General features: G+C 62.0%; 22 protein-coding genes and 1 rRNA gene (1 of these 23 only partly in view). 13 read left to right on the top strand and 10 right to left on the bottom strand.

Annotated elements, in window-relative coordinates:
• From PspS04_RS03275 to PspS04_RS03265, 3 genes are all read right to left on the bottom strand, one after another.
• A 16S ribosomal RNA gene (locus PspS04_RS03275) occupies nt 1-707 on the bottom strand (it extends 830 nt beyond the left edge of the window).
• Between the two features lie 575 nt (nt 708-1282).
• Nucleotides 1283-2776 carry a CoA-acylating methylmalonate-semialdehyde dehydrogenase gene (locus tag PspS04_RS03270; protein WP_159993621.1) on the bottom strand — a complete coding sequence of 498 codons (1494 nt, stop codon included), beginning with the start codon at nt 2774-2776 and terminating at the stop codon, nt 1283-1285.
• A gap of 142 nt (nt 2777-2918) precedes the next feature.
• Nucleotides 2919-4268, bottom strand: a complete 1350-nt coding sequence (locus PspS04_RS03265) for an aspartate aminotransferase family protein (RefSeq protein ID WP_159993619.1) — start codon at nt 4266-4268, stop codon at nt 2919-2921.
• A gap of 124 nt (nt 4269-4392) precedes the next feature.
• Between PspS04_RS03265 and PspS04_RS03260 the strand changes: the two genes are divergently transcribed.
• The 6 genes from PspS04_RS03260 (at nt 4393) to PspS04_RS03235 (ending at nt 10820) form a co-directional block, all read left to right on the top strand.
• Entirely contained in the window at nt 4393-5313 is a 921-nt protein-coding gene (locus PspS04_RS03260) for a LysR family transcriptional regulator (RefSeq protein WP_095170230.1), read from the top strand.
• Between the two features lie 100 nt (nt 5314-5413).
• Entirely contained in the window at nt 5414-6064 is a 651-nt protein-coding gene (locus PspS04_RS03255; RefSeq protein ID WP_095170229.1) for a TetR/AcrR family transcriptional regulator, read from the top strand.
• Nucleotides 6065-6074: 10 nt separating this feature from the next.
• Complete coding sequence (locus tag PspS04_RS03250; RefSeq protein ID WP_159993617.1) at nt 6075-6656, top strand: IMPACT family protein; 582 nt, start codon at nt 6075-6077, stop codon at nt 6654-6656.
• A 552-nt stretch (nt 6657-7208) separates the two neighbouring features.
• The gene (locus PspS04_RS03245) at nt 7209-8774 is read left to right on the top strand and encodes an ABC transporter ATP-binding protein (protein ID WP_159993615.1); all 1566 of its coding nucleotides are present in this window, start codon (nt 7209-7211) and stop codon (nt 8772-8774) included.
• A 13-nt stretch (nt 8775-8787) separates the two neighbouring features.
• On the top strand, nt 8788-9894 hold the full coding sequence (locus PspS04_RS03240; protein ID WP_095170226.1) for an ABC transporter permease: 1107 nt from the start codon (nt 8788-8790) through the stop codon (nt 9892-9894).
• The gene (locus PspS04_RS03235) at nt 9894-10820 is read left to right on the top strand and encodes an ABC transporter permease (protein WP_095170225.1); all 927 of its coding nucleotides are present in this window, start codon (nt 9894-9896) and stop codon (nt 10818-10820) included. Before PspS04_RS03240 ends, PspS04_RS03235 begins: the two co-directional genes overlap by 1 nt.
• A gap of 3 nt (nt 10821-10823) precedes the next feature.
• Here the strand turns inward: PspS04_RS03235 and PspS04_RS03230 are convergent, their stop codons facing one another.
• Nucleotides 10824-11258 carry a hypothetical protein gene (locus tag PspS04_RS03230; protein ID WP_159993613.1) on the bottom strand — a complete coding sequence of 145 codons (435 nt, stop codon included), beginning with the start codon at nt 11256-11258 and terminating at the stop codon, nt 10824-10826.
• An 83-nt stretch (nt 11259-11341) separates the two neighbouring features.
• Between PspS04_RS03230 and PspS04_RS03225 the strand changes: the two genes are divergently transcribed.
• The 3 genes from PspS04_RS03225 (at nt 11342) to PspS04_RS03215 (ending at nt 13933) form a co-directional block, all read left to right on the top strand.
• Nucleotides 11342-11692 carry a MerR family transcriptional regulator gene (locus PspS04_RS03225; RefSeq protein WP_095170223.1) on the top strand — a complete coding sequence of 117 codons (351 nt, stop codon included), beginning with the start codon at nt 11342-11344 and terminating at the stop codon, nt 11690-11692.
• Nucleotides 11693-11716: 24 nt separating this feature from the next.
• Nucleotides 11717-12403, top strand: coding sequence for an SDR family oxidoreductase (locus PspS04_RS03220; RefSeq protein ID WP_095170222.1), 687 nt, complete (start codon nt 11717-11719; stop codon nt 12401-12403).
• Between the two features lie 171 nt (nt 12404-12574).
• Nucleotides 12575-13933, top strand: coding sequence for an 8-oxoguanine deaminase (locus tag PspS04_RS03215; protein ID WP_159993611.1), 1359 nt, complete (start codon nt 12575-12577; stop codon nt 13931-13933).
• A 33-nt stretch (nt 13934-13966) separates the two neighbouring features.
• Here the strand turns inward: PspS04_RS03215 and PspS04_RS03210 are convergent, their stop codons facing one another.
• A complete protein-coding gene (locus PspS04_RS03210; protein WP_159993609.1) occupies nt 13967-15055 on the bottom strand; it encodes a calcium:proton antiporter in 1089 nt (362 codons plus the stop codon).
• 263 nt (nt 15056-15318) lie between these two features.
• Between PspS04_RS03210 and PspS04_RS03205 the strand changes: the two genes are divergently transcribed.
• Together PspS04_RS03205 and PspS04_RS03200 are read left to right on the top strand one after the other, a co-directional pair.
• A complete protein-coding gene (locus PspS04_RS03205) occupies nt 15319-16401 on the top strand; it encodes a BMP family ABC transporter substrate-binding protein (RefSeq protein WP_095170220.1) in 1083 nt (360 codons plus the stop codon).
• A 127-nt stretch (nt 16402-16528) separates the two neighbouring features.
• Nucleotides 16529-17482, top strand: coding sequence for an adenosine deaminase (locus PspS04_RS03200; RefSeq protein WP_159993607.1), 954 nt, complete (start codon nt 16529-16531; stop codon nt 17480-17482).
• A gap of 36 nt (nt 17483-17518) precedes the next feature.
• Here the strand turns inward: PspS04_RS03200 and PspS04_RS03195 are convergent, their stop codons facing one another.
• From PspS04_RS03195 to PspS04_RS03185, 3 genes are all read right to left on the bottom strand, one after another.
• Nucleotides 17519-18892, bottom strand: coding sequence for an MFS transporter (locus PspS04_RS03195; protein WP_159993605.1), 1374 nt, complete (start codon nt 18890-18892; stop codon nt 17519-17521).
• Nucleotides 18893-19026: 134 nt separating this feature from the next.
• Complete coding sequence (locus PspS04_RS03190) at nt 19027-19761, bottom strand: ArsR/SmtB family transcription factor (protein ID WP_095170217.1); 735 nt, start codon at nt 19759-19761, stop codon at nt 19027-19029.
• A gap of 306 nt (nt 19762-20067) precedes the next feature.
• Complete coding sequence (locus PspS04_RS03185; protein ID WP_159993603.1) at nt 20068-20997, bottom strand: LysR family transcriptional regulator; 930 nt, start codon at nt 20995-20997, stop codon at nt 20068-20070.
• 117 nt (nt 20998-21114) lie between these two features.
• Here PspS04_RS03185 and PspS04_RS03180 point away from each other — a divergent pair, with 117 nt between their 5' ends.
• Both PspS04_RS03180 and PspS04_RS27485 read left to right on the top strand, forming a co-directional pair.
• On the top strand, nt 21115-22128 hold the full coding sequence (locus PspS04_RS03180) for a zinc-binding alcohol dehydrogenase family protein (RefSeq protein WP_159993601.1): 1014 nt from the start codon (nt 21115-21117) through the stop codon (nt 22126-22128).
• 146 nt (nt 22129-22274) lie between these two features.
• Nucleotides 22275-22445, top strand: a complete 171-nt coding sequence (locus PspS04_RS27485; protein ID WP_174244562.1) for a hypothetical protein — start codon at nt 22275-22277, stop codon at nt 22443-22445.
• 1 nt (nt 22446) lies between these two features.
• Here the strand turns inward: PspS04_RS27485 and PspS04_RS03175 are convergent, their stop codons facing one another.
• Together PspS04_RS03175 and PspS04_RS03170 are read right to left on the bottom strand one after the other, a co-directional pair.
• Nucleotides 22447-23640: a multidrug effflux MFS transporter gene (locus tag PspS04_RS03175; protein ID WP_159993599.1), complete on the bottom strand. Its 1194-nt coding sequence runs from the start codon at nt 23638-23640 to the stop codon at nt 22447-22449.
• A gap of 90 nt (nt 23641-23730) precedes the next feature.
• On the bottom strand, nt 23731-23931 hold the full coding sequence (locus tag PspS04_RS03170; RefSeq protein WP_095170213.1) for a heavy-metal-associated domain-containing protein: 201 nt from the start codon (nt 23929-23931) through the stop codon (nt 23731-23733).
• Between the last annotated feature and the right edge of the window lie 28 nt (nt 23932-23959).

Below are 23959 nucleotides of genomic sequence, written 5' to 3'. Positions count from 1 at the left end.
CTTCCTATATCTACGCATTTCACCGCTACACAGGAAATTCCACCACCCTCTACCATACTCTAGCTTGTCAGTTTTGAATGCAGTTCCCAGGTTGAGCCCGGGGATTTCACATCCAACTTAACAAACCACCTACGCGCGCTTTACGCCCAGTAATTCCGATTAACGCTTGCACCCTCTGTATTACCGCGGCTGCTGGCACAGAGTTAGCCGGTGCTTATTCTGTCGGTAACGTCAAGACAGCAACGTATTAGGTTACTGCCCTTCCTCCCAACTTAAAGTGCTTTACAATCCGAAGACCTTCTTCACACACGCGGCATGGCTGGATCAGGCTTTCGCCCATTGTCCAATATTCCCCACTGCTGCCTCCCGTAGGAGTCTGGACCGTGTCTCAGTTCCAGTGTGACTGATCATCCTCTCAGACCAGTTACGGATCGTCGCCTTGGTGAGCCATTACCCCACCAACTAGCTAATCCGACCTAGGCTCATCTGATAGCGCAAGGCCCGAAGGTCCCCTGCTTTCTCCCGTAGGACGTATGCGGTATTAGCGTCCGTTTCCGAGCGTTATCCCCCACTACCAGGCAGATTCCTAGGCATTACTCACCCGTCCGCCGCTCTCAAGAGAAGCAAGCTTCTCTCTACCGCTCGACTTGCATGTGTTAGGCCTGCCGCCAGCGTTCAATCTGAGCCATGATCAAACTCTTCAGTTCAAACATCTTTGGGTTTTTAAGAAACCCTAAACTTGGCTCAGCAATCGTTGGTTACATCTTTGATTTCTCGCGGAGTAACTTGTGATGCTGATAATCTTTTTGACTATCAGTCTGACAGCACAAGCACCCACACGAATTGCTTGATTCAGTTGTTAAAGAGCGGTTGGTTAAGATCTTTCGTCTCAACCGAGGCGCGCATTCTACAGCAGCCTCATTTACTGTCAAGTGGTATTTTTCAGAAGCTTTCGAAGAATTCTTCAACAACTTCAACCACTTGCGCTTCCGATCACTCGGTAGCGGGAGGCGAATTCTACAGCGTTACACGCTGCTGTCAACACCTCTTTTTCAACTCCTTTCGCGCTTCGATGAACTGAAGCAACCTGCTGCCGAAAACTGCGTAACTCATTGTTTACCAAGGAGTTTTCCGTTTCGACTGCGCCGGAAGTGGGGCGAATTATAGACACCTGAGATCTGCCGTCAACCGCTATTTTCATATTTCTGTCACAAAGGTCAAAAAAGCCCTGAAAACGCAAAGGCCGCCCCGTTGGGGCGGCCTTTTCACATTAGCTTGCGAGTTACAAGCTAGGAAACGCGAACTGCGAGGCTTCATGGCTTGCACGCTGTGGCCAGCGCTGGGTAATGGCTTTGCGGCGCGTGTAGAAACGCACACCGTCCGGGCCATAGGCATGCAGGTCGCCGAACAGCGAGCGTTTCCAGCCACCAAAGCTGTGATACGCCACCGGCACCGGCAGCGGCACGTTGACCCCGACCATGCCCACTTCGATCTCGTCACAGAACAGGCGAGCCGCTTCCCCATCGCGGGTGAAGATGCAGGTGCCGTTGCCGTACTCGTGGTCGTTAATCAGTTGCATCGCCTCTTCCAGGCTGTTGACCCGGACCACACACAACACCGGGCCGAAGATCTCTTCTTTATAGATGCGCATCTGCGGTGTGACGTTATCGAACAGGCAGCCACCCAGGAAGAAACCTTCCTCATGCCCCGCCACGCTCAGGCCGCGACCATCGACCACCAGCTTGGCGCCAGCCGCCACGCCGTCATCGACATAGCCGCTGACTTTGTCCCGCGCCTGGCCCGTCACCAGTGGGCCCATGTCCAGGCCGCAGGAAGTGCCCGCACCGATTTTCAGTGCCTTGATCTGGGGCACCAGTTTGGCCACCAGGGCATCGGCCACTTGATCACCCACGCACACGGCCACCGAGATCGCCATGCAACGCTCGCCGCACGAACCATACGCCGCCCCCATCAGCGCGCTGACCGCGTTGTCCAGGTCCGCATCCGGCATCAGTACCGCATGGTTCTTCGCCCCGCCCAGCGCCTGCACACGTTTGCCGCGCTTGGTGCCTTCGGCATAGATGTACTCGGCAATCGGGGTCGACCCGACGAAGCTCAAGGCTTTGACTTCCGGCGCGTCGATCAGCGCATCCACCGCCGACTTGTCGCCGTGCACCACGTTCATCACGCCTTTTGGCAAACCGGCTTCCAGCAGCAACTGGGCAATCAGCAGGGTGGAACTCGGATCGCGCTCGGACGGCTTGAGGATGAAGCAGTTGCCGCAGACGATCGCCAGCGGGTACATCCACAGCGGCACCATGGCCGGGAAGTTGAACGGTGTGATACCGGCAACCACGCCCAGGGGCTGGAAGTCCGACCAGGCATCGATGTTCGGGCCGACGTTACGGCTGTACTCGCCCTTGAGGATTTCCGGTGCGGCACAGGCGAACTCGACGTTCTCGATCCCGCGCTTCAGTTCACCGGCGGCGTCTTCCAGAGTCTTGCCGTGCTCTTCACTGATCAGTTGCGAGATACGCGCTTCGTTCTGCTCCAGCAGTTGCTTGAAGCGGAACATCACCTGGGCGCGCTTGGCCGCAGGTGTGTTGCGCCAGGCCGGGAACGCGGCCTTGGCGGCGTCGATGGCCTGCTGGATGGTTTCGCGGCTGGCCAACGGCACTTTATGGATCGCTTGACCGGTGGACGGGTTGAACACGTCGGCGGTGCGACCGTTGTCGGTCACCAGTTCACCATTGATCAAATGCGGGATGAGGCTCATGCGGGGCTCCTGAATTCTGTTCACCGGCGTCCGCCGAGGGACGCCTTCTATATATAGATAACGTTGGCACGTAGCCCAAAGGCGATGGCGTCTATCGATCCGCCATCGCGAGCAAGCTCGGCACCTACTGTTTTGGGGGCGATCAGTCGATCTTGTTCAGCACTTCGCCGACCGCATCGAACAGGCGATCGAGGTCTTGTGGCTGGCTGTTGAACGTTGGGCCGAACTGCAGCGTGTCGCCGCCGAAGCGCACGTAGAACCCGGCTTTCCACAGGGCCATGCCGGCTTCGAACGGACGCACGATGGCGTCGCCGTCGCGCGGGGCAATCTGGATTGCACCGGCCAGGCCGTAGTTACGGATGTCGATGATGTTCTTCGAGCCCTTGAGGCCGTGCAGCGCATTCTCGAAATGCGGTGCGACTTCAGCCACGCTCTGCACTAGGTTTTCCTTCTGCAGCAGGTCGAGTGCCGCCAGGCCTGCGGCGCACGCCACCGGGTGGGCCGAATAGGTATAGCCGTGGGGGAATTCCACCGCGTATTCCGGAGTCGCCTGGTTCATGAAGGTCTGGTAGATCTCCGAGCTGGCAATCACCGCGCCCATTGGAATCGCACCGTTGGTGACCTGCTTGGCGATGCACATCAGGTCCGGGGTCACGCCAAAGCTGTCGGCACCGAACATCGAACCGGTACGGCCAAAGCCGGTGATTACTTCATCGAACACCAGCAGGATATTGTGCTGGTCGCAGATTTCCCGCAGGCGCTTGAGGTAGCCCTCTGGCGGCACCAGTACGCCGGCGGAACCGGCCATTGGCTCGACGAACACCGCCGCGATGTTCGAGGCGTCATGCAGTTCGATCAACTTGAGCAGTTCATCGGCCAGGGCGATACCGCCTTCCTTGGGCATGCCACGGGAATAAGCGTTGCTGGCCAGCAAGGTGTGCGGCAAGTGATCGACATCCATCATCGCCTGGCCAAACAGCTTACGGTTACCGTTGACGCCACCCAGGCTGGTCCCGGCGATATTCACCCCGTGGTATCCACGGGCACGTCCGATCATTTTGGTCTTGGTCGCCTGGCCTTTCAGGCGCCAGTAGGCACGCACCATTTTCACCGCGGTGTCGGCACACTCGGAACCCGAGTCGGTGAAGAACACGTGGTTCAGGTTACCCGGGGTCAAGTCGGTGATTTTTTCGGCCAGTTGGAAGGACAGCGGATGCCCATACTGGAAGCCCGGCGAGTAGTCGAGAGTGCCCAATTGCTTGGCCACCGCTTCCTGGATTTCCTTGCGGGTGTGCCCGGCGCCGCAGGTCCACAGGCCCGACAGCGAGTCATAGACCCTACGGCCCTTATCATCGATCAGCCAGCTACCTTCAGCCCCCACGATCAGGCGCGGGTCACGCTGGAAATTGCGGTTGGCGGTGTACGGCATCCAGTGGGCATCGAGCTTGAGCTGGCTGGCCAGGGACGTCGGGGCGTTTTCAGGCAGGTTCATCGGCAAAACCTCGCAATGCAATAAGCGGCGTAGGGATTAAAAGCGTTGTTGCAGCTAAGTTGCCACGGCGATAAAGTCGGTGAAATCCAACTTTTCTAACCTTCAGTCAGGCCGTTACTAAACTATGAGCAGCCGCCGCCCCGATCCACTGGCACAAGTCAGCGACTTTGATATCCGCCTGTTGCGGATCTTTCGCAGCGTGGTCGAGTGTGGTGGCTTCTCGGCGGCGGAAAGCGTGCTGGGGATCGGTCGTTCGGCCATCAGCCAACAAATGAGCGATCTGGAGCAACGCCTCGGCCTGCGCCTGTGCCAGCGCGGCCGGGCCGGGTTTTCCCTGACCGAAGAAGGTCGCGAGGTCTACCAGTCGGCTTTGCAGCTGTTAAGTGCCCTGGAAAGTTTTCGCACCGAGGTCAATGGCCTGCACCAACACCTGCGCGGCGAGTTGACCATCGGCCTGACCGATAACCTGGTCACCCTGCCCCACATGCGCATCACCCACGCCCTGGCTCAGTTGAAGGAGCGCGGGCCGGATGTGCAGATCCAGATCCGCATGATCGCGCCCAATGAAGTCGAACAGGGTGTCCTCGACGGCCGCCTGCACGTCGGCGTTGTACCCCAGGCCAGCGCCTTGTCGGGCCTGGAGTACCAACCGCTGTACAGCGAGCGGTCGCTGCTCTACTGCGCAGTCGGCCACCCGCTGTTCTACGTCGACGATAAGCAACTGGACGACGCGCGCCTCAACAGCCAGGACGCGATTGCCCCGACGTTCCGCCTGCCCGCCGAAATCCAGGCGCATTACCAGGCGCTCAATTGCACCGCCAGCGCCTCCGATCGCGAAGGCATGGCGTTCCTGATCCTGACCGGGCGCTACATCGGCTACCTGCCCGATCACTACGCCAGCCTGTGGGTCCAGCAAGGTCGCCTGCGAACACTCAAGCCAGGCTCACGCTTTTATGACCTGAGCCTGGCATCGGTCACGCGCAAGGGCCGGCGCCCGCATTTGGTGCTGGAAAGCTTTCTCGAGAGCCTGGCGGCGACGCGTTGAGCCCCTGCAAACCAGGCATTTACCTCACCAAGGCTTGTCGGATGCCCGTGGGTGCGTTATCAACGCACTGGCGCCCCCACTGACCTGCCCGGAAACGTCCATGACCTTTGAAGTCCCAGCCCACAGCGGTAAACCTGCCAGCCGTATTCGTCAGAAAAACGAGGAGACCATCCTCAAGGCCGCCGAAGTGGAATTCGCCCGGCACGGCTTCAAAGGCACCAGCATGAACACCATTGCGCAGAATGCCGGCCTGCCCAAGGCCAACCTGCACTACTACTTCACCAACAAGCTCGGCCTGTACATCGGGGTGCTGAGCAACATCATCGAGTTGTGGGACAGCACCTTCAACACCCTCACCGCCGAGGACGATCCGGCCGAGGCGCTGACCCGCTACATCCGCGCCAAGATGGAGTTCTCCCGCCGCCACCCCCAGGCTTCGCGGGTGTTCGCCATGGAAGTTATCAGCGGCGGCGAGTGCCTGAGCGAGTACTTCAATCAGGACTACCGCGCGTGGTTCCAGGGGCGCGCCAGCGTGTTCCAGGCCTGGATCGACGCCGGCAAGATGGACCCCGTCGACCCGGTGCACCTGATCTTCCTGCTGTGGGGCAGCACCCAGCACTACGCCGACTTCGCCACCCAGATCTGTCGCGTCACCGGTCGCAGCAAGCTGACCCGCCAGGACATGGAAGACGCCGGCAACAATCTGACCCGCATCATCCTCAAGGGCTGCGGCCTCACTCCCGCTATCTAAGACAGTCACCATGCCTTTTACCCTTGCCGGCCTTTGCGACTATCGCGAAGAGATTCGCAAAAGCCGCTTCATCGCCCTCGCGGCACCGATCACCAGTAGCGCCGAGGCGCAGCTCTTCCTTGAACAGCACAGCGACCTGAATGCGTCACACAACTGCTGGGCCTGGAAGTTCGCCGACCAATACCGCAGCAGCGATGACGGCGAACCCGGCGGCACCGCAGGGCGGCCGATACTGGCGGCGATCGAAGCCCAGGACTGCGACCAGGTGGCGGTACTGGTGATTCGTTGGTACGGCGGCATCCAGCTGGGCACCGGCGGCCTGGCCCGGGCCTACGGCGGCAGCGCCAACAAATGCCTGCAGGGCGCGGCAAAAATCGAATTGATCAGCCGCGTGCCGATCGCTTGCGACTGTGCGTTCAGTGAACTGGCGCTGGTTAAGTTACGGGTCGCCGAGTCCGGTGGCCTGGTGGTGGATGAACAGTTCACTAGCAATGGCGCGCACTTGCAGTTGGCCGTGGCCGAACAGCAGATCGACACCTTGCAGGCACAACTGGCAGGCCTGAGCCGCGGGCGGATTTTGCTGCAGCGCTGAACGCTGGTTATTTTATGTACAGCCCGGCTGCAATGCTTTGGGGCATAACCGGCAGGCTGACACTTGCCCACAAGCGCTGTGCACCCGACTGTGGATAACCTGAGTACATAGCGCTGTAACCCTTCTGTCACGTGGCTTTGCGGGCATTGATCAGTTTTCATCCAATTGCCTGTTCTACAGGTCATTTACACTGCAAAACAATTGCTTAGAGCGCTTTAGCAGCTATAGAACAAAGGCCCATGGTGCTTATGCCCGGTTCTTTGGCTTGCGCACAAATACTGTGGAGCAACCTGTGGATAACCCGTTCATGACTGGCGCAGTGGCATAGCTGGCATAGGTCGCAGGTTGATGATCATTTTTTAACCAATTATTTTCCGGACGTTACTGCACCACGACCTCCAGGTGCGCCCCGAAGTGGTGCCTGCTCCGCCAGCCGCACCCGCTCGATGTTTTCAACAGAACCCGGCTCACTGTGCCTTTCAGGACTTTCCTGACTCAATGGCCAGGAAATTGCTTTGCCACAGGCCTCTCGTTCAACGACCCGAGCCTGTGATGCCAAACCCCGTCCCGATCCCCGCTCCAACGCCACGCCTGCAACTGCACGGCATCAGCAAGCGATACCCCGGCTGCCTGGCCAACGATGGCATCGACCTGTGCATTCAACCCGGCGAAATCCACGCCCTGCTCGGTGAAAACGGCGCTGGCAAAAGTACCCTGATGAAGATCATCTACGGGGTCACCCACGCCGACTCGGGGGACATGCACTGGCAAGGCCAGCGCGTCAGCCTGCGCAATCCGGCCCAGGCCCGCAGCCTGGGCATCGGCATGGTGTTCCAGCATTTTTCCCTGTTCGAAACCCTCACGGTGGCGCAGAACATCGCCTTGGCCATGGGCGCGGCAGCCGGGGCGCCACAGGCCCTGGCGCCGAAAATCCGCGAGGTGGCGCAGCGCTACGGCCTGGTACTGGAGCCGCAACGCCTGGTCCACAGCCTGTCGATTGGCGAGCGCCAGCGGGTCGAGATCGTGCGCTGCCTGATGCAGGACATTCGTTTGTTGATCCTCGACGAGCCGACCTCGGTGCTGACCCCGCAGGAGGCCGATGAACTGTTCGTCACCCTGCGCCGCCTGGCCAGCGAGGGCTGTAGCATTCTATTCATCAGCCACAAACTCGCAGAAGTGCGCGCCCTTTGCCACAGCGCCACCGTCCTGCGCGGCGGCCGCGTGGCCGGGCATTGCCGGCCCGCGGAGTGTTCCGATCAGCAACTGGCGCAGCTAATGGTCGGTGACGCCGCGCAGTGGCTCGCCGACTACCCCAAGGCCAGTGGCGGCGCGCCGTTCCTCAAGGTCAGCGGTCTGTCGTGGGCCAACCCGGACCCGTTCGGCTGCTCGCTGCACGACATTGACCTGCAGGTGCGCAGCGGTGAGGTGGTCGGCATTGCCGGGGTGGCTGGCAATGGTCAGGACGAGTTGCTGGCCCTGCTCAGCGGCGAGCAGCGCCTGCCGCGCCAGGACGCCTCGCGCATCGCCTTCGCGGGCCAAGCGGTGGCCGACTTGCCGCCCGATGCGCGGCGGCGGCTGGGCTTGGCTTTTGTCCCGGCCGAACGCCTCGGGCATGCGGCGGTGCCGGAGTTGAGCCTGGCCGACAACGCCCTGCTCACGGCCTTCCAACAGGGCCTGGTGAGCCACGGGCTGATCCAGCGTGCCAAGGTCGTGGCGCTGGCCGAGACCATCATCCAGCGCTTCGCGGTCAAGGCCGCGGGTGCCCAGGCTGCGGCCCGTAGTCTGTCCGGCGGCAACCTGCAGAAATTCATCCTCGGTCGCGAGATCCTCCAGCAGCCGCGCCTGTTGGTCGCCGCTCACCCGACCTGGGGGGTGGATGTCGGCGCGGCGGCGACCATTCACCGCGCGCTGATTGCCCTGCGCGATGCCGGGGCAGCGATCCTGGTGATCTCCGAAGACCTCGACGAACTGCTGCACATCAGCGACCGCCTGGCCGCCCTGTGTGGCGGGCGCTTGTCGGCGCAACAAGCAACGGCGGGCACCACCCTGAGCGAAGTCGGCACCTGGATGGCCGGCCAATTCGACACCCCTCACTCACTCGCACCTGTGCTGGCTTGACGGAGTTTCCCCCATGCTGCTTTCCCTAGAACCCCGTGGCCAGCATTCGCGCCTGATGCTCTGGTGCTCGCCCTTGCTGGCCGCCGCCCTGACCCTGGGTTGCGGTTCGCTGCTGTTCATCGCCTTGGGTCATGACCCACTGCTGACCTTGCACACCCTGCTGATCGCGCCGATCAGCGACGGTTATGGCGTCAGCGAACTGTTGGTCAAGGCCTTGCCCATCCTGCTCTGCGCGCTGGGCCTGGCGGTGGCGTATCAAGCGCGCATCTGGAACATCGGCGCCGAAGGCCAATTGCTGCTCGGCGCCTTGGCGGGCAGCGCCGTGGCGGTGCACCTCATCGACTGGCAAAGCCGCTGGGCGCTGGTATTGGTCCTGAGTACCGGGACCCTCGCTGGCGCGCTATGGGCGGGGCTCACCGCCTGGCTGCGCACGCGCTTCAACGCCAACGAAATCCTCACCAGCATCATGCTCAATTACATCGCCCTGAACCTGTTGCTGTTCTGCGTGCACGGACCCTTGAAGGACCCGGCGGGCTTCAACTTTCCCGAGTCGGCAATGTTCGGCGAGGCCAGTCGCTTGCCGTTGCTCACCGCAGATGGCCGGGTGCACGCCGGGGTGTATTTCGCCCTGCTGGCATTGGTGGCGGTGTGGGTGCTGCTGCAGAAAAGTTTTATCGGGTTTCAGATCAAGGTGCTCGGCCTGGACAAACGCGCAGCAGCCTTCGTCGGCTTTCGCCACAAGCGCCTGGTCTGGTTGGCGCTGCTGATCAGCGGAGGGCTGGCCGGGTTGGCCGGGGTCTGCGAAGTCAGCGGCCCGATAGGCCAACTGGTGCCGCAAGTGTCGCCGGGCTATGGCTATGCCGCGATCACGGTGGCCTTTCTCGGTCGGCTCAACCCCATCGGCATCCTGTTTGCCAGCCTGCTGATGGCGCTGCTGTACCTCGGCGGCGAGAGCGCGCAGATGAGCATGAACCTGCCACCAGCCATCACCCAGCTGTTCCAGGGGATGATGCTGTTTTTCCTCCTGGCCTGTGATGTGTTGATCCTCTATCGACCCCGGCTGAACCTGCGCTGGATGCGGCGTGACCCGGTGACCCACGTGCAAGCAGGAGCGCTGTGATGGATATCGATCTGCTGGGCAATATTTTCTACGCCATGGTCCGCTGCGGCACACCGCTGTTGCTGGTGGCGCTGGGTGAACTGATCTGTGAAAAAACCGGGGTCCTCAATCTCGGCCAGGAAGGCATGATGCTGTTTGGCGCGGTGATCGGTTTCATCGTCGCCCTGAACAGTGGCCAGCTGTGGCTCGGCGTGCTGCTGGCGATGGCCGCCGGCATGCTGCTGTCGGCGCTGTTTGCCTTGGTGGCACTGGTGTTCAATGCTAATCAGGTGGCCACGGGATTGGCCCTGACGATCTTTGGCGTCGGCCTGTCGACATTCGTCGGCGCGGCGTGGGTCGGCAAACCCCTGGCCGGGTTCGAACCGGTAGCCATTGCCTGGCTCAGCGAGATCCCGCTGATCGGGCGCATGCTGTTTGCCCAGGACCTGCTGGTGTACCTGTCGTTTGCCCTGTTTGCCGTGGTGGCCTGGGTGCTGCTCAAAAGCCGGGTGGGACTGATCATCCAGGCCGTCGGCGAGAACCCCGACGCCGCCAGCGCCATGGGCATCCCGGTGCTGTGGGTGCGGACCCTGGCGGTGTTGTTCGGCGGCGCCATGGCCGGGTTGGCCGGGGCTTATCTGTCGCTGGCCTACACGCCGATGTGGGCGGAAAACATGAGCGCCGGACGCGGCTGGATCGCCCTGGCGCTGGTGGTATTCGCCAGTTGGCGCGTCTGGCGCCTGTTGCTGGGGGCCTACCTGTTCGGGCTGGCGAGCATCGTCCATCTGGTCGCCCAGGGCCTGGGACTGGCCATCCCCTCCAGCTTGCTGGCGATGCTGCCCTATGTGGCGACCATCCTGGTGCTGGTGCTGCTGTCACGCGACGCCGTGCGCACACGCCTGTATGCGCCGATGTCGCTGGGACAGCCGTGGCAGGCCGGGCATTAGTGCTCAGGCCACAGGAGCCTGCGTAAGCGGGCCGGCTGGCGATGCCTGCCTGACGGGCAAGACCTGGGCAATGCCCCACGCCAGTTCAAACACCAGGAACAGCACCAGCAACCCGGTTGCGCCCTGCAGCAAGGCATAGGCCTGCCAGGTGGCAAACAGAAACCGTCCGGCCGCGTCATAGCGGCCGTACACCGCCTGCGGATCGCGGATCCGCAACACCGACCAGACGCAGACAATCGACCCCAGCAGATTGGCCATCAGCATGTGCGCCGGCGCAAACGCCGGTAATTCACCGGGCAAGTCAAGCGCCTGACTCAAGCCCGAGAGCAGGCCGTGCAACGCGGTAAAACTCCAGGGCGTGACAAACGCCGCCATCACGATCAGGTCATACCAGGCACTGCTGCGCACCAGTCGGCGATACTGTTTCGGGGTCCACATGGCGAATACTCCGTTTATTCAGGGAGCACCCAGGCTAGACCCTGGAGTATGCTCAAGGGTCAAGCCCCCCAGGAGTCGCGAACATGCGCATCGGTGAATTAGCCCAGGCCAGTGCCGTCAGCCGCGATACCCTGCGCTTCTATGAGCAGCGTGGGCTGATCGCCGCCCAGCGTAGCGCCAACGGGTACCGCGAATACCCGGCCGACATGGTGCAACTGGTGCTCTACATCAAGACTGCCCAACGCCTGGGTTTCACCCTGAATGAAATCGGCAGCAGCGTCGCCGCGCTCTGGCAGGCCAAGGATCCGGAACAAGCGGTCGCCCGCTTGCTCCAGGAGAAGCTGGCATTGATCGAAACCCGCATCGCCGAACTCGGTGAATTGCGCAGTGAATTGCAACAACGGCTTGGACAACACTGTCCACTGAACCCATGACCCTCTTTTTCCAGGAAGCCACTCATGTCTACGGCAAAAACCGCGCTGATCATCGGCGCCTCCCGCGGCTTGGGCCTCGGGCTGGTGAAAACCCTGTTGGCCGACGGCTGGCAGGTCACCGCCACCGTCCGTAATCCACAGAACGCCCAGGCGCTGCAAGCCCTGGGCAAGGTGCAGATCGAACAACTGGACATGGACGACCAGGCCGCCGTGCTCGCCCTCAGCCAGCAACTCAAGGGCCAGGTATTTGACCTGCTGTTCGTCAACGCCGGGGTCAAGGGCCCGGAGGTGCAGACACCCGGCGGCGCGACCCTGGCCGAGGTCGGCCAGTTGTTCTTCACCAATGCCGTGGCACCGATCAACCTGGCCCAGCGTTTTGTCGAACAACTGCGTCCAGGCAGCGGGGTGCTGGCGTTCATGAGTTCGGTGCTCGGCAGCGTGACCATGCCGGACGCACCGGAGCTGGCCCTGTACAAGGCCAGCAAGGCCGCGCTGAACTCGATGACCAACAGCTTCGTCAGCCAGTTGGGCGAACAGCGCCCCACCGTGCTGTCACTGCATCCTGGCTGGGTGAAAACCGACATGGGCGGTGAAGGCGCCGACCTCGATGTCGAGACCAGCACCCGTGGCCTGGTGGACCAGGTCAATGCCTATGCCGGCCGGGGCGGGCATCACTTCATCAACTACAAGGGCGAAACCATTCCCTGGTAAGGCCATGAAGATCGCCGCCTATCGCGTGGCAACTGCCGCCGGCGGCGATCTTTTGCTACCGCGGCACAACCTGAGTAAACTCGGCACCTCGTCTCCGCGACGAACCTGGATCAGCAGACAGGGCAACACTGAGCTGGCGAACCTGAACCCAACTTTCAGAGGAGCCGGCAAATGCCTGCGACCCGTACCTGGTTAAAAAACCCTCTCGCCATCTTCACGGCCAACGAGCTCGACGCCCGTGGCGGCCTGGTGCTGCAAGACGGCGTTATCGTCGAAGTGCTCAAGCAAGGGCAGCAACCGGCGACACCCTGTGGACACGTCTTCGACGCCCGCGAGCATGTGATCCTGCCGGGGCTGATCAACACTCACCATCACTTCTATCAGACCCTGACCCGCGCCTGGGCCCCGGTGGTCAACCAGCCGTTGTTCCCTTGGCTGAAAACCCTGTACCCGGTCTGGGCACGCCTGACCCCGGAAAAACTCGCGCTGGCCACCAAGGTCGCCCTGGCTGAATTGCTGCTGTCGGGTTGCACCACGGCCGCCGACCACCACTACCTGTTCCCCGACGGCCTGGAAAACGCCATTGACGTGCAGGTCGAGAGCGTCCGTGAACTAGGCATGCGCGCCATGCTCACCCGGGGTTCGATGAGCCTTGGCGAAAAAGACGGTGGCCTGCCGCCGCAGCAGACTGTGCAGGAAGGCGAAGTGATCCTCGCCGATAGCCAGCGGCTGATCGCCGAATACCACGAGCGCGGTGCCGGCGCACAGATCCAGATCGCCCTGGCGCCCTGCTCGCCGTTCTCGGTGACGCCGGAGATCATGTCCGCCAGCGCTGCCCTGGCCAACCAACTGGACGTGCGCCTGCACACCCACCTGGCCGAAACCCTCGACGAGGAAGACTTCTGCCTGCAGCGCTTCGGCCTGCGTACCGTGGACTACCTGGACAGCGTCGGCTGGCTTGGCCCGCGCACCTGGCTGGCCCACGGCATTCACTTCAACCCCGATGAAATCGCCCGCCTCGGCGCGGCCGGCACCGGCATCTGCCATTGCCCAAGCTCGAACATGCGCCTGGCCTCGGGCATCTGCCCGACCCTGGACCTGATCGCCGCCGGCGCGCCGGTGGGTCTTGGGGTCGACGGTTCGGCGTCCAACGATGCCTCGAACATGATCCTCGAAACCCGCCAGGCGCTGTACATCCAACGCCTGCGCTACGGCGCCGAAAAAATCACCCCAGAGGGCGTACTGGGCTGGGCCACCCAGGGCTCGGCAAAACTGTTGGGACGCAGCGACATTGGCGAGCTGGCCGTGGGCAAACAGGCCGACCTGGCCTTGTTCAAACTCGATGAGCTGCGCTTCTCCGGCAGCCATGACCCCATCTCGGCGTTGCTGCTGTGCGGTGCCGATCGGGCGGATCGGGTAATGGTCGGTGGCAAGTGGCGGGTGATCGACGGCCAGGTTGAAGGATTGGACCTGAAGGGTTTGATTGCCGACCACAGCCAGGCGGCTCGGCAGTTGATCAGCGGGGTCTGACCTGAGCGCTGCGCTGGCGCGCCAGCGCAGCCGCTAGAGCCCCAACAACGACAACATAATGAAGGTCGCAAACAGTACAAAGTGAGTCATCCCTTCGATGGCGTTGGTTTCGCCATCGTTGAGGTTGATCGCACTGACGATCAGGGTGATGAACACCATCACGGTCTGCACTGGCGTCATGGCCATCTGAAACGGCTGGCCGGTGTACAGCGCCATGGCTTCCATCACCGGCACCGTCAGAATCACCGTCGACAACGACGCCCCCAACGCAATGTTGACCACCGACTGCATGCGGTTGGCCAAGGCCGCGCGCAAGGCCGTAAGGATCTCCGGTGCCGCGGAAATCGCCGCTACCACGATCGCCGTCAACACCGGCGGAGCACCCGTCCCCTCCAGGCCCAGGTCAAGCGTCTTGGACATCACCTCGGCCAAGGCGCCGATCACCACCACGCCAAACACCAGGGTACCGATGGACAGCCCGAGACTGATCGACGGTTCCTCCTGTTCGGGTTCCTTCCTGCGGCGTTTTTGCGGGTAGCTGTAGCTGAAAAAATAACTGTGGGGACCGACCTGCATACGCAGGAACAGAGTGTAGAGCACCACCATCGCGCCGATGGTGAAGGCCGAGTAGATCTTCCAGTCAGCTTTGGGAATGAACTCCGGCACCACCATGGACACGCCCATCGCCGTGAGAATCATCACGCTGTAGGTGCGCGCCGAGTCATCGTTATAGGACTGCTCGCCATGCTTGATCCCGCCCATCAATGCGGACAGGCCGAGGATGCCATTGATGTCGAGCATCACCGCCGAGTAGATGGTGTCGCGCACCAGGGTCGGCGAGGCCTCGTTGCTCATCATGATCGCCAGGATCACCACCTCCACCAGCACCGCCGCCAGCGTCAGGATCATGGTGCCGTAGGGATCACCGACTTTTTCCGCCAGCAGTTCGGCGTGATGGGCGACACGCATCGAGGCCATCACGATAAAGGCTATCAGCGCCATGCCGCCGGCCAGCGCGATCACCTGCCCGCTGTGCAGCAACCAGTGCTCCAGGGGAAAGGCGGTGAATGCTGCCAGCAGCGCCAGCAGGAGAACCTTTTCTTGCTTGAGGAAGGTGAGCATTACGGTCCCGCGTACCGAAGCCAGCAAAGCCTTGGCGATGAGTGACTGACTGCAACGTCACGCCCATGTTCCGTTGAACCTTAGCGCACCGTTGCATGGCAGTTGGTGCGCGGGGCGCACTTTTTTGGCCTTCCCGACACCTGCACGATGATTAACCCGTAGGAGCAAGGCTTGCCCGCGATGGGTTGGACGGCATTAGTTGTCCTGTTGGTCAGTAATTTGCATTGACCTGGCCAACCCCAAAACACCCTGGAGCTCCATCCATGCACAAACGTCCGTTGCACACGCTGCTTTGCGCCGTCGTCACCGCCCTTGGTCTGGGCGCCAGCCTGACCGCCAGTGCGGCCGATCCGCTGAAAGTCGGCTTCGTCTACATCGGCCCGATCGGCGATCACGGCTGGACCTATCAGCATGAGCAGGGGCGCAAGGCGCTGGTGGAGAAATTCGGCGAGCAGATCAGCACCCGCTACGTGGAGAACGTCGCCGAAGGTGCGGACGCCGAGCGGGTGATCCGCAACATGGCCAAGGAACAATACGACCTGATCTTCACCACCTCCTTCGGCTACATGAACCCGACCCTGAAAGTCGCCCGGCAATTTCCCCAGGTGACGTTCGAACACGCCACCGGCTACAAGCAGGACAAGAACCTCGGCACCTACCTGGCCCGTACTTATGAGGGACGCTACGTCGGCGGTTTTCTCGCAGCGAAGATGACCAAGAGCAAAAAGATCGGCTACGTCGCCTCCTTCCCGATCCCCGAGGTCATCCGCGACATCAACGCCATCCAACTGGCCCTGAACAAATACAACCCCGGCACCGAGATCAAAGTGGTGTGGGTCAATTCCTGGTTCGATCCGGGCAAGGAAGCCGACGCCGCCAACGCCCTGATCGACCAGGGCGTCGACGTGGTGTTCCAGCACACCGACAGCCCGGCGCCGATCCAGGCCGCCGAACGGCGCGGTGTGTATGCCGTGGGCTACGCCTCGGACATGGCCCACTTCGGCCCCAAAGCGGTGCTCACCTCGATCGTCAACGACTGGGGCCCGCACTACATCCAGGCCACGCAAAGCGTCATCGATCACAGCTGGAAGTCCCAGGATTACTGGGGTGGACTGAAAGAGGGCACCGTTCAACTGCCGATCAGCGACCTGGTGCCCGCAGCAGTGAAAAGCGAAGCCGAGCAGATCATCGCCGACATCAAGAGCGGCGCGTTCCATCCGTTCACCGGTCCGATCAAGGACCAGGCCGGCAGCGAAAAAATCCCGGCGGGCGCAAGCGCGAGCAATGCCGAACTGGCGTCGATGAACTACTACGTCGAAGGCATGCAGGCCGAGATGCCGAAGTAACCCCCGCCCCCTGTGGGAGCAAGCGTGCTGCCACAGGGGGCGGGCTGAACCGCTTGGTCAGGTTTTACTCAATGTTTGCACGGGCATCTGTAGAATGCGCGCCATAAGCACCTGATGAGAACCGCACATGTACGATTGGCTGAACGCCCTGCCCAAGGCTGAACTGCACCTGCACCTGGAGGGCTCGCTGGAGCCCGAGTTGCTGTTCGCCCTGGCCGAACGCAACAAGATCGCCCTGCCCTGGGACGACGTCGAGACCCTGCGCAAGGCCTATGCCTTCAACAACCTGCAAGAGTTCCTCGACCTGTATTACCAGGGCGCCGATGTGCTGCGCACCTCGCAGGACTTCTACGACCTGACCTGGGCCTACCTGTTGCGCTGCAAGGCGCAGAACGTGATTCACACCGAACCCTTCTTCGACCCGCAGACCCACACCGACCGCGGCGTGCCCTTCGAAGTGGTACTGAACGGGATCGCCAGCGCGCTGAAAGACGGCGAGCAGCAACTGGGCATCACCAGCGGCCTGATCCTCAGCTTCCTGCGCCACCTGAGCGAAGAAGAAGCTGAAAAAACCCTGACCCAGGCGCTGCCATTCCGTGACGCGTTTGTCGCTGTCGGCCTCGACAGTTCCGAGATGGGCCACCCGCCGAGCAAGTTCCAGCGAGTGTTCGACCGTGCCCGTCACGAAGGTTTCCTGACCGTCGCCCACGCCGGTGAAGAAGGCCCGCCGGAGTACATCTGGGAAGCCATCGACCTGCTGAAGATCCAGCGCATCGACCATGGCGTGCGAGCTATCGAAGACGAGCGCCTGATGCAGCGGATTATCGATGAGCAGATTCCGTTGACCGTCTGCCCACTGTCCAACACCAAGCTGTGCGTGTTTGACCACATGTCCCAGCACAACATTCTCGACATGCTCGAGCGTGGGGTGAAGGTCACGGTGAACTCCGATGACCCGGCGTACTTTGGCGGTTATGTGACCGAGAACTTCCACGCGTTGTACACCGACCTGGGCATGACCCAGGACCAGGCTAAACGCCTGGCGCAGAACAGCCTGGATGCCCGCCTGGTAAAACCCTGAATACAAAGGATCGCAGCCTGCGCGGCTGCGATCTTTTCAGACGGCCTCGGTCAACTCCTCCAGGGTCTTGCCCCGCGTCTCCATCCCGAACAACCAGACCACCGCCGCAGCAATCGCGAAGCACATCGCGCCTAACGCAAAGACTCCGCCCTGCCCGGTGATCGGGAACACCAACCCTGTCACCAGCGGTCCCAGCAACGAACCCACGCGGCCAATCGCCGAGGCAAATCCAGACCCCGTGGCCCGCGCTGAAGTCGGGTACAGCTCCGGGGTATAGGTGTAGAGCACCGCCCACATGCCGAACAGGAAGAACTGCATCAACAGCCCCGAGCCGATCAGCAGGCTGACGTTGCCGCCAAACACCGCGCTTTGCCCATACAAAAACGCCATCACCCCACCGCCCAGCAACGTGATGACGCACACCGGCTTGCGCCCCCAGCGCTCCACCAACCAGGCCGCCATGAGGAACCCGGGAATCCCGCCGAGGGAAATCAGCACCGTGTAATACACCGACTGGGTCACGGCAAACCCGGATTGTTGCAGCAGCGCGCTGAGCCAGGACGTCAGGCCGTAGAAACCGAGCAGGGCAAAGAACCAGACACTCCAGATCATCATGGTGCGCTGGCGATACAGCGGCGACCAGATTTGCCGCAAGGCGCTAAAGAAGTTGCCGGGACGGTGCTCGGCCCTGGGCAGGCGAATCGGCGTCGGCAGATCGGCGTGTCCCAGGGAGGCCCGGACCTTGTCCTCGATTCGCAGCAGGACCTTGTCGGCGGCAGCATGGTGCCCAGCCTGCTCCAGCCAGCGCGGTGATTCGGGAATGAAGAAACGGATCGCCAGCACGAACACCGCCGGTACCGCCAGCACCAGGAAGATGTCGCGCCAGCCGATCACGGGCAACAGGAAATACGACAACACCCCCGCCGCGACAAACCCCAGCGGCCAGAAGCCATCCATCAAGGCGATGTAACGCCCACGCCGCTGGGCCGGAATCAGCTCGGACAACATCGACTGGGCAATCGGAAACTCCATGCCCATGCCAATCCCCAGCAGGATACGGAACAAGGTCAGGGTCTCGACGGTTTGCGCCGTGGAACACAGGTAGCTGGCGATCCCCCATAGCACGATGCTCCACTGGAACACCGGCTTGCGCCCGAAACGGTCCGCCAGCATGCCGGACAACGATGCCCCCAGGACCATGCCGAAGAAGCTCGAACTGGCCAGCAACCCGGCTTGCGCCGTGCTCAGGCCGAACTCGGCTTTGATCGAGCCCAGGAGGAAAGTCATCATGGCCAGGTCCATGGAGTCGAAGAAAAACGCCAGGGCAATGATGATGAAAATGACTCGGTGATACCCACTGATGGGTAACCGTTCCAGACGTTCTGCCGCACTGTAGCCTTGTGTATCCATGCCACGTCCCCCGATCCGATAATCCGCGGATCGAGTGTGCGCGAACGCCGGGGTGGAAGATTGCTGGATACGACCTGGCAACAGCCCTGAGCGACGTCTGAACCGGCGGCTGCAGACGTCGATCGCAACGGCGATTAAAGGGCCATTTCCAGCTCAGGCACTTTGCCGAACAGTTCCAGTTCCCGGACACCGGTCGGGGACACCTGCAAGGCCCGTGAATCGCCGGACACACTCAGCCAGCCAGACTGGATGAACAACTGCAACAACGCGGCCCCCAATGTGCCCCCCAGGTGCGGTCGACGCTCGCTCCAGTCGGGGCAGGCACAGGCCACTTGCGAGTTGCTATGGGCCAATGCCTGGACGAAGACCCCATGGCTGGCCAGTTGAATGGCGCCCTTGTGGGTCACCATGATGCGTTTGTCCAATTGCTCGATCCATCCCGCATCCAGCAGGCGCTGAAACAGATCAGCCGCCAGGGTACCGCCCAAGTGCTCCTCGCAGAGGCGGGCCCGCAGCAGCGACGACGGGGCTGCCTGGATCTTGGCCAGCGCGCTGGTACGCTTGAATACCTGGGCAATGTTGCCCGGCGAACTGGCGAGGGTGGCACTGGCCAATGCCTCGACCGCCGCCCCGACTTCGGGCGCGGCCAGTCGGTAGAACCGCTTGCGTCCACGCTCCTCGATCTTCAACAGTCCACCGCTGAACAAACGCCCGAGATGGGCGTTGGCCGAGGACGGCGACAAACCGGCCAGCAATGCCAGTTCCTCCGATTGCCGGGCAATCCCATCCATCAAGGCCCACATCATCGCGCTACGCTTCGGGTCAGCCAGTAGTGTGGCGATCTGACTGATGCAAGGTGCATGTTCCATGTATTCACTCCCTGTTGAATCATTTGTCTACTGCTCGGGGGACATCTTGATCAGTAATAGAATGCCGGCCAAGGCGTGATAACCGCCAAAAACCGGGCTAAAAAATCAGTTAACGCGACAAACTTCTTCGAAATCCTCAAGCCATCCCAGTGATTTTCTGCTGCGCAAACCGGGGGATCGAGCAAGGCTGCCTGGGTTCGCGACCCCAGGCGGGCGCTAGTATAAGCGTGATGAACGACGGTTCCTGCCCCGGGGAAACCGCCAAAGCTGATAGCTGCTGAGTGAAATTTCGCTATGTGAGTGCGATTAATGGCTCACGACAAATCTTGTCGAAAATTGACCACTCAAATGCTCACACCGACGCTTGAGCATTTCTTTTAGCAGGTTCACCGGCTTACTCAATTGGGCGCGATGAGCGCACAACAAATTCAGCGGTGCACGTTCTCCCTGCAGCTCCGGCAGCAACACCGTCAAGCGTCCGGCCAGCACATCGGCGGCCACGTCCAGCCAGGACTTGTAGGCAATCCCGGCCCCCGCCACCGCCCACAGGCGCACCACATCGGCGTCATCACTGAAACGATCGCCGCTGACCGTCAGGCTCACGTCCCGTTTGCCATCGTGAAAGCTCCAGTGGTCGTGTACCCGGCTGCCCAGCATGTACAGCAGGCAATTATGCTGGGCCAGTTGCTCCAACTGGCGCGGTACGCCGCACCTCGCCAGGTATTGCGGGGCGGCACACAACACCCGGCGATTGTCCGGGGCAATGGGCAGCGCCACCAGGCTGGAGTCTTCCGGCTCGCCATAACGCAGGGCGATGTCCACTGGCTGGCGGAACAGGTCGGCGATCCGGTCGCCCAGCAGCAGGCGCACCGTGAGCAGGGGATGCTCACGCTGGAACTCGTCCAGCCACGGCAACAACAGATTGCGTCCAAAGTCCGAGGGGGCCGACAGTTGCAGGACCCCGCTGACCTGGTCCTGGCCGCGCGCCAGCAAACGCCGCCCTTCATCCAACTGGCCCAACGCCGCACGGGCATACACCAGGAACCCCTCGCCCTCTGCCGTCAGGCGCAGGCTGCGGGTGGAGCGCGCCAACAGCCGCGCACCCAGTTGCTGCTCGATCCGCTTCAACGCCGCGCTGGCCACCGCCGGCGACATGTCCATACCCCGCGCCGCCGCCGACAGGCTGCCCAGGTCAGCCGCCCGTACAAACAGCAGCAAGTCATCGAAACGCAGCATCGGCGCCCTCGCATTATCAAAAAACTATTGAAAGAGACTGTGCTTTTAGCGGGTTTTATCTTGCAGATAAATAGCCAATCATCTGCTGCATCCCAAGACCACCGAGCCCAACCGCCCATGAAAGCCATTGCCTACTACCACAGCCTGCCCATCAGCGACCCGAACGCCCTGCAGGACATCGAGCTGCCGGCACCCGTCGCCGGTCCCCGTGACTTGCTGGTGGAAGTCAAAGCCATTTCCGTCAACCCAGTGGACACCAAGGTCCGCCAGAACGTCGCACCTGAAGGTGGCGCCGCCAAAGTCCTGGGCTGGGATGTGGCCGGCGTGGTCAAGGCAGTCGGCACTGACGTGAGCCTGTTCAAGCCCGGTGACAAGGTCTACTACGCCGGCTCCATTGCCCGCGCCGGGGGCAACAGCGAGTTGCACGTGGTCGACGAACGGATTGTCGGGCACATGCCCAAGTCCCTGGGTTTTGCCCAAGCTGCGGCGCTGCCGCTGACTGCGATTACCGCCTGGGAACTGCTGTTCGAACGCCTGCAGGTGCGCGAGGGCAACACGGCTGAAGGGCAAAGCCTGCTGATCGTCGGGGCTGCCGGTGGCGTGGGTTCGATCCTTACCCAACTCGCCAGCCGACTCACGGCCCTGAAGGTGATTGGCACCGCCTCACGCCCACAAACCCACGCCTGGGTAGAAAGCCTGGGCGCTGACCTGGTCATCGATCACCGCCTGCCGCTGAGCGAGGAACTCAAGCGCGTCGGCCAGCCCCAGGTCACGCATGTGGCCAGCCTGACCCAGACCGACCAGCACTTCGCCCAACTGGTGGAGGCCCTGGCGCCCCAAGGCAAGCTCGCGCTGATCGACGATCCCAAGGCGCTGGACATCACCCAGCTCAAGCGCAAGAGCCTGTCGCTGCATTGGGAGTTCATGTACACCCGGTCGCTGTTCGAGACCGCCGACATGCTGGAGCAGCATAAGCTGCTCAACCGGGTCGCCGCGTTGATCGACGACGGCACCTTGCAAACCACCGTCGGCGAGCACTTCGGCACCATCAATGCGACCAACCTGCGCCGGGCCCATGAGTTGCTGGAGAGCGGCACGGCCAAGGGCAAGATTGTCCTCGAAGGTTTCTGAATGTGAAGGACTGGGCCCCGCGCGCGCGAGAATTTGCGCGCGGGGCGCCGTCAGTCAGAGAGTTGATCCGTGTCACAATTTTGCGTGAGTTCGAGACTACAATCGACAGCTCACGCAATGCTCTCTTTTACGCACGGAGGTCAGCAATGAAGATCCTGATAAAAGAACTGGCAAAATCCCGCTGGCAAGTACGCCTGGACAATCAGACCGTGAACTTCCGCTCCGAAGCCGAAGCCCGGGCTTTTACCTCGACCCTCGAGGCCCGCTTGCACGCCCCCCATTACCTCCCTGAACCCCAGCAACGAGCGGCCGGCTGACTCAAGCCTGGGCCTGCGCCGCCCGGACGACTTGCAGGCGACGGGTGAGCATCGCGACGCTCACCACCAGTATCCCGCACAGGCTGATGACCATCGCCATCGGCATGGCCGTGCCGTCGTGCAACACCCCCACCAACGCCGCTGCCCCGGCGGCGACACTGAACTGCAGGCAGCCGAGCATGGCCGAGGCACTGCCGGCGCGCGCACCCTGCCCGTTCATGGCGCAGGCCGCGGCGTTGGGAATGATGCAGCCAAGGCTGGCAATACAAATGAACAGCGGAATCAGCAAGGGCCAGAGCTGCTCGGTGTGCAGCGTGCTGACCGCCAGCAGGGTCAGGCCCGCCGCCAGATAGACCCACACCGCGCGCGCCAGCAGGAACGCCGGCCCACGCTTGGACAGCAAGCGTGCATTGAGTTGCGCCACCAGGATGAAACCCGCCGCGTTGAGGCCGAACAGCCAGCCGAAATGCTCCGGCGGTACGCCGTACAGCTTGATGAACACGAAGGGTGAGCCGGCGATGTAGGCAAACATCCCGGCGATCGCAACGCCCCCGGTCAGGGCGTGCCCAAGGAAGACCTTGTCCGCGAGCAACAGACCGTACTGGCGCAGCGCGCCGGACAATGGCTGGCGTGGCTGGTTGGCCGGCAGACTTTCCGGCAGGCCCATTGCCACCGCCAGGGCTGACAGGGCACTGAACGCGGTCAAGGCGATGAAGATCGACTGCCAGCCATGCAGGTTGACCAGCAGCCCCCCGAGCATCGGCGCGAGGATCGGGGCCAGGCCCATCACCAGCATCAATTGCGAAAAGACTTTCGCCGAGCCCACCGCATCACACTTGTCACTGACCACCGCACGGGAAATCACCATCCCGGCGCAACCGCCGAGGGCCTGCACGAAACGTGCGGCGATCAACCAATCCAGGCTCGGCGCGAAGGCACACGCCAGCGAAGCCAGGGTGAACAGGGTCACGCCCACCAGCAGCGGAATACGTCGACCGAAACGATCGGCCACCGGCCCATAGGCCAACTGTCCCAGCGACAAGCCGAGGAAGTACGCGGCCAGAGTCATCTGCACGTGTTTTTCGTCGGTGCCGAACGCGGCGGCCATGGCCGGAAAGGCGGGCAGGTAGAAATCGATGGCCAGCGGCCCAAAAGCGCTCAAGGCGCCAAGAATCAGAATGGTACGGAAATTCATCAGGCGTCCAGCTCACATCAGTCGGCAGCCCGACAGTCTAGCCGCGCTTGGACGCCTTGAACATTCCGATAGGTCGCTAACTAATATTTTTCATCCTGCCAGTTTGACCGCGTACCCTTCCTCGCTGATCGCACTGATCACCTGCTCGGCCGACAAGCCGCTTTCCACACCCACTTCCTTCGCCGCCAGGTCGACCCGCACACTGGCCGCCGGATCCTTGGCCTGCAGGGCCTGGGTAATCGTGCGGACACAGTGACCGCACGACATACCTTGAACGTTGAATACTTGCATGGGGCATCTCCTTTGATGGGGTTGGCAG

Origin of the sequence: Pseudomonas sp. S04 (genome assembly GCF_009834545.1) — a bacterium.
Taxonomy (GTDB): domain Bacteria; phylum Pseudomonadota; class Gammaproteobacteria; order Pseudomonadales; family Pseudomonadaceae; genus Aquipseudomonas.
Note: the sequence above shows the minus strand (reverse complement) of the source record. Positions and strands in the feature narration are given on the sequence as shown.